This window comes from Bifidobacterium catenulatum subsp. kashiwanohense JCM 15439 = DSM 21854, assembly GCF_001042615.1.
In the GTDB taxonomy this organism is placed as follows: domain Bacteria; phylum Actinomycetota; class Actinomycetes; order Actinomycetales; family Bifidobacteriaceae; genus Bifidobacterium; species Bifidobacterium catenulatum.
Genome location: NZ_AP012327.1, coordinates 1,393,342 through 1,406,047, shown reverse-complemented (window position 1 = coordinate 1,406,047; position 12,706 = coordinate 1,393,342). Strand labels below are relative to the sequence as shown.

Annotated in this window: 10 protein-coding genes and 1 riboswitch; of the genes, 9 read left to right on the top strand and 1 reads right to left on the bottom strand. The window is 55.5% G+C overall.

Going from position 1 to position 12,706, the window contains the following annotated elements; all coding sequences use genetic code 11:
* The first annotated feature begins 58 nt into the window (after nt 1-58).
* Genes dtd through BBKW_RS06135 form a run of 3 tightly spaced genes read left to right on the top strand, consistent with a single transcriptional unit; the run spans nt 59 to nt 2,341 of the window.
* A complete protein-coding gene (dtd, locus tag BBKW_RS06145; RefSeq protein WP_033501010.1) occupies nt 59-538 on the top strand; it encodes a D-aminoacyl-tRNA deacylase in 480 nt (159 codons plus the stop codon).
* Between the two features lie 53 nt (nt 539-591).
* Entirely contained in the window at nt 592-1,584 is a 993-nt protein-coding gene (locus BBKW_RS06140) for a D-2-hydroxyacid dehydrogenase (RefSeq protein ID WP_033501011.1), read from the top strand.
* 31 nt (nt 1,585-1,615) lie between these two features.
* Complete coding sequence (locus tag BBKW_RS06135; RefSeq protein WP_033501012.1) at nt 1,616-2,341, top strand: potassium channel family protein; 726 nt, start codon at nt 1,616-1,618, stop codon at nt 2,339-2,341.
* 137 nt (nt 2,342-2,478) lie between these two features.
* On the opposite strand, the gene BBKW_RS06130 is transcribed toward BBKW_RS06135, so the two are convergent.
* The gene (locus tag BBKW_RS06130) at nt 2,479-3,456 is read right to left on the bottom strand and encodes a GmrSD restriction endonuclease domain-containing protein (RefSeq protein ID WP_033501103.1); all 978 of its coding nucleotides are present in this window, start codon (nt 3,454-3,456) and stop codon (nt 2,479-2,481) included.
* 89 nt (nt 3,457-3,545) lie between these two features.
* Between BBKW_RS06130 and BBKW_RS06125 the strand changes: the two genes are divergently transcribed.
* The 6 genes from BBKW_RS06125 (at nt 3,546) to BBKW_RS06100 (ending at nt 12,691) form a co-directional block, all read left to right on the top strand.
* On the top strand, nt 3,546-3,851 hold the full coding sequence (locus BBKW_RS06125) for a hypothetical protein (protein ID WP_128832388.1): 306 nt from the start codon (nt 3,546-3,548) through the stop codon (nt 3,849-3,851).
* Nucleotides 3,838-5,253: a C1 family peptidase gene (locus BBKW_RS06120; RefSeq protein WP_033501014.1), complete on the top strand. Its 1,416-nt coding sequence runs from the start codon at nt 3,838-3,840 to the stop codon at nt 5,251-5,253. Before BBKW_RS06125 ends, BBKW_RS06120 begins: the two co-directional genes overlap by 14 nt.
* 211 nt (nt 5,254-5,464) lie before the next feature.
* A complete protein-coding gene (locus BBKW_RS06115) occupies nt 5,465-9,184 on the top strand; it encodes a DEAD/DEAH box helicase (protein WP_226671004.1) in 3,720 nt (1,239 codons plus the stop codon).
* 90 nt (nt 9,185-9,274) lie between these two features.
* Nucleotides 9,275-9,427, top strand: a riboswitch (FMN riboswitch).
* On the top strand, nt 9,412-10,056 hold the full coding sequence (locus tag BBKW_RS06110; protein WP_148307230.1) for an ECF transporter S component: 645 nt from the start codon (nt 9,412-9,414) through the stop codon (nt 10,054-10,056). It overlaps the preceding riboswitch by 16 nt.
* A 77-nt stretch (nt 10,057-10,133) precedes the next feature.
* Entirely contained in the window at nt 10,134-12,518 is a 2,385-nt protein-coding gene (locus tag BBKW_RS06105; protein ID WP_128832387.1) for an energy-coupling factor transporter ATPase, read from the top strand.
* Complete coding sequence (locus BBKW_RS06100; RefSeq protein ID WP_033501016.1) at nt 12,512-12,691, top strand: hypothetical protein; 180 nt, start codon at nt 12,512-12,514, stop codon at nt 12,689-12,691. Before BBKW_RS06105 ends, BBKW_RS06100 begins: the two co-directional genes overlap by 7 nt.
* The last annotated feature ends 15 nt before the right edge of the window (nt 12,692-12,706 follow it).

Genomic DNA, 12,706 nt, shown 5'->3' with positions numbered 1-12,706 from the left:
TGAAACAGGTCACGCAAGCCATCGTCGACTACGCCGGCTGAAAAGAACGGGACGGAATATGCGCATCGTATTGCAGAAGGTCAGCGAAGGATCCGTCGACGTAGTCGACGAGACAAGCGGAGAAGTCGACACCACATTCGAACCACAGCATATAGGCATCGGCTATGTGCTGCTCGTCGGGGTGGAAGACACGGATGGAGCGAAACAAATCGACTGGCTTGCCCGCAAAATCGCCAACCTGCGCGTCTTCGAAGACGAGAACGGCAAAATGAACCGTTCCATCCACGACGTGAACGGCAGTGTGCTGTCCATCTCCCAATTCACGCTATACGCGGACGTGCGCAAAGGCAACCGCCCAAGCTTCGTGAAAGCCGGAGCGCCCGCGCACGCCGAACAAGCATGGCACGGATTCAACGACGCCCTGCGCGCACAAGGACTCGAAGTAAAAGAAGGACGATTCGGCTCCCACATGCGCGTGCTGCTCGCCAACGACGGTCCGGTCACCATCATCCTTGACACCGACGAACTCGGAGTCTGACCCAGAACCCAACGTGAAACCCTATATCCGACGATTGCCATAGGGTAAAACGCATGGGAATATGGAACGACCGCAAACTGATCGTCAACTGCCTGCCGTTGACCGAATCCGAACGTGCGCAATTCATACGTGCCGCGAAAGACATACCACAGGAATTCGTCGGCGATTCGACCCAACGGGGAAGCATGAGCTGGACCGCCGCAGTACCGGAGAACCTCAAAGCCAAAGCCACCGCGGTCATCGGCAACATCGCGCCCGAGGAATGCGCGCAATGCCCCAAACTCGAATGGTTGCAAACTTGGAGTGCCGGAGTCGACAAATACCAGCGACCCGGCATCCTACAACCCGGATCCATGCTTACCAATGCCACCGGAGCCTACGGACAAAGCGTCTCCGAACACATGTTCGCCATGATGTGGACCATCATGAAGAACCTGCACATCTACGCGGCAAGCAACCCGAACGCCATGTGGCAGGACGCGGGCCGCGCCATCAGCCCCAACGGAAAAACGGCGCTTATCATCGGAACCGGCGACATCGGATCACACTTCGCACGACTCTGCAAAAACGTCGGAATGACAACCATCGGCATTCGCCGTAATCCCGCCGTCGAAGCGCCGGGCATCGATCATATGGTCGGTTTCGATTCCCTCGACGACGTTCTGCAATACGCCGATGTGATCGCCATGTGCATACCATCCACTCCGGCAACGCGCCATCTGCTCAATGCGGAACGCATCGCATCTCTCAAACCTGACTCCATCATCATCAACGCGGGCCGCGGCAACGCCATTGAAAGCCAGGCACTTGCCGACGCGCTCGCGGAAGGACGAATCCGTGGTGCCGCGCTCGATGTGACCGAACCGGAGCCGCTGCCGGCCGACTCGCCGCTGTGGCGCGAGCCGAAATGCCTCATCACGCCACACGTGGCGGGCGGCAACCATCTTGAGATCACCGAGCGCCGCATCATCACCATCGCATTGGGCAATGTACGCTGCTACGCCAACGGGCAGTCGCTCGACAATCGCATGCCCCTCAAAGGCTGACGGCCACGCGTGCGGGGAGAAAGGAGAAGGTATGACACTGAACAAATGGTGTCGTGCGACGGAATGGTTCATGACGGCATTGGCATTGGTGTTCCTGCTCGCGTATTCGTGGGAAGTGCTGGCGAGGACGCATATCCTGTTGTGTGAAATGGTGATCAACATCATCTGGATGGCGTTCATCGTCGACTGCGTCGTTTCGATCCTGCTGGCGAAAGACAAGAAAACTTGGTTCAAAGACAATCTGCTGATGCTGGTGTCCATCGCATTGCCCGTCTTCAGACCATTGAGACTGCTGCGTCTGGTGGCAGTGCTCAACGTGCTCAATCGTACCGGTGGCATGGCGGTGCGTGGGCGCATCACACTGTACACATGCTGCAGCGTGACACTACTGATGTATATCGGCGCCCTTGCCGAATTGGATGTGGAACGTGGGGTTCCAGGCGCTTCCATCACCGATTTCGGTGAAGCGATATGGTGGTCGTTCGTGACCGTCACCACTGTCGGCTATGGCGATTTGTCCCCGGTGACATGGCAGGGAAGATGCATCGCCATCGGACTGATGATAACCGGCGTTGCCCTGATTGGCATCGTCACTGCGACGCTGGCTTCATGGATCGTCGACCGTGTTCGTGACGAGACCGACAAGCGTGCGGATGAGGCAGAATCGGAAACGGAACGGTTGCGCCACAATGTGCGGGAACTGACGGACACTGTCAACCAGCTGCGCGATGATATCGCGCAGCTGCGCAGGTTATAGCGGTTCTCATGCCTGCACCGCGGAAATACGGAAAATGCTGAGACATAGGAAAAGCGCCAGATGAATAACCTGGCGCTTTTTCTATGTCTCACCACCATACGTCTCGCAACCGGAAAGGTGGAGACACTGTATTGGATTTATTCGCAGGCGACTCCGTCATGATCGCGGTCCAGTTGTGAACGGTAGCCCGGCTGACCCTGGTAGATAGGTGCGGCGCCAGCGGCTCGTGCCGCGGTGCAGTTCTGGTAGTAGACGTCCTGCTGTGGCGCTGGCTGGGGCGCGGGAGCTGGAGCCGGAGCGGGTTCGGGTGCAGGTGCCTGTGTCGTTTGCTGATTCTGCTGGGCCTGCTCAGCTGATTGTTCGGTCTGCTGTTCGGTCTGCGTCTGTTCTGTCTGCTCGGATTCGGTGGTCTTCTCGACTGTAGAATCCTTGACTCCCGTGTAATCGGGCACGGTCTGCGTCGGGCAGGAGGACAATACCTTGGATATGGCCTCTTTCTCGGCCTGCGTGATCCACAGCGAATATTTGTGCTTCACACCAATCTGACGTGCCACATATTCGCAACGGAAACTTTTGTTGGACGGCAACCACGTGGCCGCATCGCCATCCGACTTCTTCTGGTTGGCCTTTCCCTGTACCGCCAGCAGATTATACGGATCATTCGCCAGTTCGGTACGCTTCGTCTGGCTGAGTTTCTGCGCGCCCTTCTGCCATGCGTCGCTCAACGCCACCACATGGTCGATCTGTACCGCTGTGGAGGTCTTCCATCCCTTCTTGAATGCGATATCCTTGCCGGTATACGGATCATGCAGTTGGCCGGATTCCACCACGCAATCGTGCGTACGCACCTTATGCTTCACGTCAGTCAGATCACGGTTGAGGATGTCGTTACGCGTATCGCAACCGTTGTGATCCACATCGGCCCATGCCTTGCCGAATTGCGTGCGCTTATACCCTGTCTTCGGGGCGCGGCCTTTGACCTCCAACGAATCCAGCGCTTGAGTGGCGCTCTGTCCGGCACCGGTATTATCGGTCGGTTCCACGGCCAACGCGGATCCAGCCGATAAGCCGACAACCAACCCCACGGCCAGCAATCCGGACAATACGGACATCATCGAATTGTGACGACGCATGATATGCTCCTCATCTCCAAACTCTCACACGCTATCAGCGTACCCGCAAATCGAAGTCAAATCACTTATATGTGGCAGATTCTCCATTCCGCCTGATGTCATTTCGCTTATATGTGGCAGATGCTTTTGGGGAAAACCGTACAAGGGGGTATTTTCCCGAGGGTATGGAGGCGCTGGCGTGGAAGAAAGTGCCACATATAAGCGAAATGGTTTTCCGCAAGTGGCTGAATCTGCCACATATAAGCGAAATGGTTTTCCGCAAGTGGCTGAATCTGCCACATATAAGCGAAATGGAATTGGGACAGGACGAAATGGGGGCTGAAACGTGCCTTTCTGTCAAGGCATACGGCGAATATCGGCGATATGACAAACAATAACAAGGCAATCAAATCGGAACGTCTCATGCAATACGCCAAGGACTTCAACGCAGACCGCGCCAATCTCGTGGCGGCCAACGCGGCGGTATCTGCGGGCGTGCTCGAAGCTGCCACTGATTACAAGGGTCAGCGCTCGCTGCCGCGCGACTTCTCCATAGAACTGAAGCAGGGCTCCATCACCAACCAACGTAGATCGGGCCGCTGCTGGATGTTCGCGTCCCTCAACGCCCTGCGTTATGAGCTCATGCACAAATGGGGACTTGACGATTTCGAATTCTCCGAAACCTACCTGTTCTTCTGGGATGCGATGGAGAAATCCAACGCATATCTTGAGAACGTGCTTTCCACGCTCGACGAGCCGACCGACAGCCGCCTGTTCCAGGAGATCAACTATGGTCCGGCCGACGATGGCGGTTGGTGGCAGATGTTCGCCGCCCTTGTTGACAAGTACGGTCTTGTGCCGAAGAACGCATATCCGGAATCCGCCAATTCCAAGGATTCCGACGCATTCAAACAGTATCTCAACAGCAGGCTGCGTCAGTTCGCGGCGGATTTGCGCGGACGCCATGCCGCTGGAGCTTCGATTGAAGAGTTGCGGTCGGTCAAGGAAGACGACATGTCCACCGTGTACCGCATGTGCGCCATCTCGCTTGGTGAGCCGCCGGAGAGGTTCGACTTCCTGGCTCGCGTGAGCGACGATGACAAGAAAAACGACAAGAAAGCCGACGAAGGAAAGTCCGACAATCCAAAGACCGGCAAGGACGAGCGCAGGCAGATCCGTGAGACCGGCATCACGCCGATGGAATTCTACAGGAAATACGTGCCGGTGGACGTCGATGATCTGGTGACGCTGTGCAACGTGCCGATGAAATCCCGCCCGTTCAACAAGCGCTACCGCATTCGCTACACCGCCAATGTCGCCGAAGCGGAGGATATGGAATTCGTCAACGTGCCGCTCGACGTGTTCAAGAAGGCCGCCGTCAACCAGATCAGCGCCGGCCATCCGATCTGGTTCGCCTGCGACTGCACCCAATTCTCGCTACGCGCGGCCGGCTATTTCGACTGCGACAGCGTGCGCGTGGACCAGCTGTTCGGCACCGATTTCGATTTCGACAAGGCGCACGGCCTCGAATACGGTGACAGCCCGAGCAACCATGCCATGACCATTACCGGCGTAAACCTTGATGAACAAGGCAAGCCGAACCGCTGGAAGGTGGAGAACAGCTGGGGCAAGGACAACGGCGAGGACGGCTACTACGTGGCCTCCGACGCATGGTTCGACCGCTATGTGACCGAGATTATCATCCGCAGGGAATACCTCGACGACGCCACTCGCGCGCTGTTGGAATCCGAACCGGTGGAACTCGATCCATGGCAGCCGCTCACCAAGCGTTGCCGCTGATATAACCTGTATGGAGCGAAGCCGTGGCTGGGATTGCAGCCACGGCTTTCCTGTTCCGCTGTGCTGATACTCTTTCATAAGAACAAATGTGCGAACGATTGGGGTTCAGTTGGCGGATACTTTGTCATGGCTTTCCGACGAACTACGCAGCGAATGCAGTCAGCCTGTATTGCAGCGTGCCCGTGGAATCGCCAACCAGTGGTGTGCGAAAATGTCGGATCTGCATTGCCTGAACGACTCCGATTCCGATCGCATCACCCTGCATGCCAATATGCGGGGCACCACCTCACCGTCCAGCCGATACGAAGTGCAGGCCACGCTTGATTTGCATGATGAGCTTTTCTTGGCCAGGTATTGCTCCTGCCCGGCGTTCAACGGTTCGCAGCACGGTTATGGCACGTATTCGTCGGCATATTCGCCCAGCTACCGCAACAATCCAAATTATCGCAGTTTCGACGATGATGACGATGAATACGATTATGTCGACGATTATGATGATTTCGGTTCAGGATCGACGTTCGGCCATGTGCAGGACGATGACGAGTTCGCTTCGGAGCCGGCTGGGGGACGCCGCTATACGGGCATGTGCAAGCATGTCGCCGCAATGCTGCTGCTGTTTCTTGACCAGCCCGAACGGTTCCGCGGATTCAAGCGAAGTGGCGTGACTTCGCCTATCCTCTCCGACTACATGCGTGCGCTGGATGCGAAGAATGACAATACCGGTCAAAGCGCGCAGCTTGACGTGCTCAAGCGCATCGTCGACGCGAAAAGCCGTCTCGCCGACGAACAACGAGGCGCCATTACGCAAGGGGCCGCGAAAATAAAACGCAAGAGCGGTTCCATCATGGTGAAACCGGGAAGCGTATGTCTGAAGCCCACGCTGATTATGAACCGTGAGCTGTGGAGCCTGACGCTGAAAATCGGCTGCGGCGACGCAAGTTATATCATCAAAAACATTTCCAAATTCATAGCCGACATGCGCAACGGGGCATACGTGTCATACGGGCAGAAACTCTCGTTCACCCACATTCCGGACATGCTCGAACCGTTCTCGCTGCAGCTGTTCCGATTCCTGCAAGGTGTTGTTGGATCACGTGTCGCTGCACAGCTGCAGAACAACTACTATTACGCGCCAGACGTGCGTATCGAACGTGAAATCATGCTTACCGATGGGGAATTGTGCGATCTGCTGAACCTGTTCGAAGCGGAACCGCAACAGGACTACATCGAAGACGTGCTGATAGCACGTGGGCCGCTGGAAGCTCCCAAGCATGAGGGGCGTGAGAGGGCGCGGCAGCTCACTCCGGATGAGTTCGCCCATACGGATGACACCGCTCCGGGCTATGTCGAAGTGGCCACGCCAAGGGAGTCCAGATCGCATACTATCGCCATATTCGATGGCAATCCGCAATTTCGATTCATCGCCGAATATGTGAAGGAAGGCGCTTCGTCGGGCGTGCGTATCACGTCGAACCGTACCATCACGGATCGGATTGTTGGGCAGCGGGGCGTGTACCTCATGAGTGCCGAACATAACGGCACTCCGACGGATTCCCATATGATGCCAGTGAGCGGACTCTTCCGTTGCACCGACAGCATCCTCCCCGCAGTGGACGCGTTGATGACATTGTGCGCGTCGAACGTTAGCGATGGCGTGTTCATCGCGGAAAACGACTGGCCCATGTTCGCACGAACAATACTGCCAAAACTTACCGAAGTGGGCATTGGTTTCGATATTCCGCAGGAAGTCGCCGAACAGATGGGAGTCGACTGCCAGATCGAATTCTACTTGGACCGTGATCTGCAAGGCATCACCTGTGAGGCTGTGGCACGATACGGCGATTTCGTGTTCCAGTTGGTGCCGACCGCTAAAGCACTACGAGGCGTGATTAATCCGGATTCGCGGTCGAAAGCGGCGCTCATCAAACGAGATACGGCTCGCGAATCATTCGCGGTGCAGGTGGTTCGCCAGCTTTTCCCGACATGGAGTTCCATTGACGTGGCGCGGGTTCGCGAGGAAGACGAACAGACGATTCTGCTCTTGCTCACCGAAGGCGTGGATATCTTGCGCTCGGTCGGACAGGTGTTCTCCACAGCCGCGTTCGACGGCATGATGATGCCAAGCAGCCCTACAGTGAAGGTCGGACTGTCCATCGACTCGAATTTGGTTGAGATTTCGCCGATAGCCAACGAAGTGCCGATGAACGAGGTCGGTGCGTTGCTGAATTCCTACCGCAGGAACCGCCGCTACCATCGCTTCAGGGACGGTACATTCGTTGATCTGAAGAAAGCCGATCTGCATGAACTTGATCAGATTGCCACAGATCTTGACCTTAATGAGAAACAGATTGATTCCGGAAGAATCACCATTCCCGGATATCAGGCGTTCCTCTTGGATGCTCAAGTTGATGATGACGGCAAAAGCGAATCGTTCGTCGACTATGTCAACGATGTGAAAATCATCGACCCGAAACGATACGAAGTGCCCAGCAAGCTCAAAAACGTACTGCGCCCATACCAAGTGGAAGGCTTCCAATGGCTTTCCACCTTGTGGGACAAAGGCTTCGGTGGCATTCTCGCCGACGAAATGGGTTTGGGTAAATCCGTGCAACTGCTGTCACTGGTGGAAGCTCGCAAGGGGGGCGGCCCAGCGTTGATTGTCTGCCCGGCATCCTTGGTATACAACTGGGCTGCCGAATGCGAAAAATTCACGCAGGATCTTACCATCGAAGTCGTAGCAGGCACGAAGGCACAACGGCGCAAACTCATCGCAACCGTGGCGCAGCAATGGAACAATTCGACTGAAACCAATGAAACGCAGCAAACCGATGTGGTGATCACCTCTTATGATTTGCTGCGTCGAGATGTGGATGATTATGCCGACTGCCGATTCGCATTAATGGCACTTGACGAAGCTCAATACATCAAAAACCATGCCACCAAACTAGCCAAAGCCGTCAAGCAAATCACCGCCGAACACCGGTTCGCGTTAACCGGAACGCCCATCGAAAACCGGTTGAGCGAACTGTGGAGCATATTCGACTTCCTCATGCCCGGATTGCTCGGAACCTACACGAAGTTCCGAGAAAAATACGAACAGCCGATCATGGCACCCGGTCCGGAACATTCCGTCATGGCTGACAAACTGCAGGCTTTGATTGGACTGTTCATTAAACGACGTCTGAAAAAAGACGTGCTTACCGATTTGCCTGACAAGTTCGAAAACGTGCTCACCGTCAAATTGGAAGGCGAACAGCGCAAACTCTATGCGGCACATGAGCAACGGTTGCGTGCCACCCTTACCAAAACCGAGGATGCCGATTTCAATACCAAGAAAATCCGTATTCTTGCCGAATTCACGTTGCTACGCGAAATCTGCTGCGATTCGAGACTCGTCTATGCGGATGCGAAAAACGCTTCCGCCAAACTTGACGCCATTTGCGAACTCGTATCCACGTGCATGGACGAAGGCAAGAAAGTGCTTGTATTCTCGCAGTTCACTTCATTTCTTGACCTGATTGGTACACGTTTGGCTGAACATGGCGTGGACTTCTACACCATCACCGGCGAGACACCGAAGAAACGCCGTGTGGAACTGGTGGACGAATTCAACGGCAACGATGTTCCCGTATTTCTCATCTCGCTCAAGGCGGGCAACACGGGACTGAACCTTGTGGGCGCATCCGTAGTGGTGCACGCCGACCCATGGTGGAACGCCGCCGCGCAGAACCAGGCCACCGACCGTGCGCATCGTATCGGCCAGACGCAGGATGTGAACGTGTACCAAATCGTAGCCAAAGACACCATCGAGGAACGCATCCTCAAACTTCAGGAAAAGAAAAGCGAACTCGCCCAGCAGTTCACCGACGGCACCGCATCCGGAGGCGTCGGCACACTCAGCAAAGACGACTTGCTCGGCCTGTTGTCGTGACGTGCTGTCGGAGGAATCCTGCGTTCCAAATCGCAAGATAAAAACGGAACACAGGTTGCGAATATCGCATGGTGGGCGTATATATTGTCGTGCAAGTTTCAGGGAAGGTGAAAATCCTTACTGGCGGTAACGGTACGACTGACGTTCATAACGGTCCCATGCCGAAGCCCGCGACCCGCGAAAGCGGCTGATCCGGTGAGAATCCGGAGCCAACGGTCAAAGTCCGGATGGAAGAAACGGGGCTCAACATGAGTGTATCCTCACCAAACAATACCCAAAACAACGACGCCGAAATCGCCAGCGAAAGCATGACGCGCCCCGACAACGCGCATTCCACAGGCGTGGCCGACTCTGGACGCTGGTCCACCAAACGCATCGCCATGTATGCGCTGTTCGTAGCGCTGTCGATGGCCGTCAGCTTTGTGGAATTTCCCATTGTGCCAGGCGTGGAATGGCTGAAATATGATCCATCCGGCATTGTCAGCCTGGTGGCAGGTTTCGCCTACGGGCCAGCGGCGGCGGTAATCGTCAGCGTGCTTGGTTTCCTGCCGCACCTGTTTACCAACCCATGGGGCACGCTTATGGCCGTGCTCGTGGCTTTGGCATTATCCGTGCCGGCAGCACTGATCTACCGCAGGAACAAGACCCGCAAAGGCGCGGTCATCGGCATCATCGTCGGTGCGATCGCGGCCTTGGCGGTGGCGATTGTGGGCAATATGATCGTCACACCGTTCTACGCGCACATGACCACCGCACAGGTCGTGGCATTGATCGTGCCGGCGCTTCTGCCGTTCAACGCGTTGAAATTCACCATCCATGGCGTGGTCACCTTCCTGATCTACAAGCCGATCTCCAACCTGTTGAACCGCTGAGCCTCGTTCACCATATCGATTCCGCATATTGATGAATACGAAGGAACCTTTCGACGTATGGAAGGTTCCTTCCTTTTATGAAAGACGATTTCATGAACCCTGACAGCGACATGAATACCATTGCGGTCGAATTACGTGATATTCGTTTCACATATGACTCCGGCGCGACTTGGGCGCTCGACGGCGTGAACCTGACCATCCGCCAAGGCGAACGTGTATGCTTGGCAGGACCAAACGGATCGGGCAAATCCACACTTTCACGCATCATCGCAGGGCTTGCCGCACCCGATGCCGGACACGCCACGCTGTTGGGAAACAACGTATTCGATGAAACCGGCGCGCATGCTGACGCTTACCGCAGCGCCCGCCATGGTATCGGGGCAGTTTTCCAACATCCGGAAGATCAGATCGTTACCACCATTACCGAGGATGATGTTGCCTTCGGTCCGGAAAACCTCGCCATTGCGCATGATGATATCGACCTGCGCATCGCCATGTCACTTGATGCAGTCGACATGAACGGACAACGAGAAGCCGATCCCACGCGAATGAGCGGAGGCCAACAGCAGCGCGTCGCCATCGCCGGCATGCTTGCCATGAATCCCGAAATCCTCGTGCTCGACGAGCCTACCGCCATGCTCGATCCGCAAGGCCGTGCCGACATCATGCATATTCTTGACGAATTGCAGCAGCACGGCACAACCATCATTCTCGTCACCCACCATCGTGACGAATTCGCCAATGCCGACCGCATCATTCGCCTGGATAACGGGCGTATCGTGCAAAGCGCTCGCGGTAACACTGCAAGTATTCCGGAAATGGACGAATCAGACACGGCGCAAGAAGACAACCCAACTGCCAAATCCAATATCGCAAATGGCGCATCGAAGCCAATATCAGCTGTACCAATCATTGAAATCCGTAATCTGATATACCAATATCCAAACAGCAACAAGCCTGCGCTCGATAAGCTTTCCATGACCATCAATGAGGGCGAAACCGTGGCCATCACAGGGCATAACGGTGCAGGCAAAACCACCCTCGCGCGTCTTCTCTGCGCGCTGGACCAGCCACAATCCGGCAACATCACCATCGATACCATTCCCGTCGCACGCCAACGCACCAACGGCAATATGCAGTTGCTCAAACGTGCGGACCGCGAGAAACTGCGCGCCACCATCGGCTACGTCATGCAACATCCCGAACGTCAGCTTTTCGCCGAAACCGTAGCCGAGGATATCGCTTACGGGCCACGTAACCAACATCTTGACGAAACGCAGGTATCCGAACGTGTCAATCAAGCCATGACGCTGCTGCATATCGAACATCTTGCCGATCGTTCGCCATTCGACCTTTCCGGCGGACAACAACGACTTGCCGCCATAGCGGGCATCATCGCATGCCAACCGCAGATCCTTATTATGGACGAGCCGACCGCAGGACTTGACGAGGCAGCCACAACCCGCGTGCACAATCTCATCCAAACCCTCCACGCACAAGGCATCACCATACTCATCATTTCCCATTCGCAAACGGAAATCGACGTGCTCGCCGATCGGGTGATCGCGCTTGATCGCAGACAAAACGGTAATGACCTTACTCGAGATATCGGAACCAATGTCACTTCCGAAACGGTAGGTTCGAAGAATCTGCACACGCTTGGCTCCGGACGTGCAAAGGGAGACGTCCGTGAAAACCGCAGTTTTATGGAACGGCTTGACCCGCGCGTGAAGATGGTGGGTGCGTTGGCGGTCATGTTCTCCGCATTCGCCATCCGCTCCTTCTGGCAGTTACTGGTGGCCGCACTGTTGACCGGCATGATCGTTGCGACATCGGGCATCGGCGTGAAACAACTGTTCAAATCGATTCACATGTTCCTTGCATTGTTCGTGTTCTGCGGACTGCTCAATGTGTTCTTCGTACGATCCGGCAATGTTCTTACGAGCATCGGACCGATTCCAATCACCGACGACGGTGTGCGTATCGCTATACTGTACGCCTGCAGATTCGCTGCGGTCATTATCGTCGGAGCGGTATTCCTTGCCACGACTACTCCCACAGCCATTACCGACGCATTCGAAGCGTTGCTCAAACCTTTCACAAAATTCGGCATACATGCGCAGGAGATCGCGTTGGTGATGAGCCTCGCATTGCGGTTCCTGCCCACGTTAGGAAGCGAAGCGAAAGCCATTGTGGATGCGCAATCAGCCCGAGGCGGCAGCATTGAAACAGGAACATTCGTACAGCGGATCAAAGCGATAACCGCCATTATCATTCCGGTATTCGCAGGAGCGATACGCCATGCCGATAATCTCAGCCTCGCACTCGACGCACGATGCTACGAGGAAGGCATCATGCGCACGCATTGGCGAATCATGCGAATCGCCAAACATGACATCGCCGTAGTCGGTGTGAGTGTGTCGTACATTGCCGCATTAACCCTGATCGCTGGACTATGCTGAGCATTCCGGACGGGCATGGCGCTCCACCGATCGCATTGGAAAGCGAAACCGCCGAAGAAGCACGTCTGAACACGCGCAAGAACATCGAAAACGGTGTGAACGCCATCAAAGGCGCGGGGGGAGTGATATGCAAGATTTACTGCCCTCACGCTACTCTTGAGCAAGCATCATAGATAGGAATGGAACAA

Excerpts from the sequence above, each read along its gene's own strand:
- BBKW_RS06110 (WP_148307230.1), top strand. The coding sequence starts at position 9,412 with ATGGAAGAAACGGGGCTCAACATGAGTGTATCCTCACCAAACAATACC.
- BBKW_RS06120 (WP_033501014.1), top strand. The coding sequence starts at position 3,838 with ATGACAAACAATAACAAGGCAATCAAATCGGAACGTCTCATGCAATAC.
- BBKW_RS06140 (WP_033501011.1), top strand. The coding sequence starts at position 592 with ATGGGAATATGGAACGACCGCAAACTGATCGTCAACTGCCTGCCGTTG.
- BBKW_RS06115 (WP_226671004.1), top strand. The coding sequence starts at position 5,465 with ATGTCGGATCTGCATTGCCTGAACGACTCCGATTCCGATCGCATCACC.
- BBKW_RS06135 (WP_033501012.1), top strand. The coding sequence starts at position 1,616 with ATGACACTGAACAAATGGTGTCGTGCGACGGAATGGTTCATGACGGCA.
- BBKW_RS06105 (WP_128832387.1), top strand. The coding sequence starts at position 10,134 with ATGAAAGACGATTTCATGAACCCTGACAGCGACATGAATACCATTGCG.
- BBKW_RS06130 (WP_033501103.1), bottom strand. The coding sequence starts at position 3,456 with ATGATGTCCGTATTGTCCGGATTGCTGGCCGTGGGGTTGGTTGTCGGC.
- BBKW_RS06100 (WP_033501016.1), top strand. The coding sequence starts at position 12,512 with ATGCTGAGCATTCCGGACGGGCATGGCGCTCCACCGATCGCATTGGAA.
- dtd (WP_033501010.1), top strand. The coding sequence starts at position 59 with ATGCGCATCGTATTGCAGAAGGTCAGCGAAGGATCCGTCGACGTAGTC.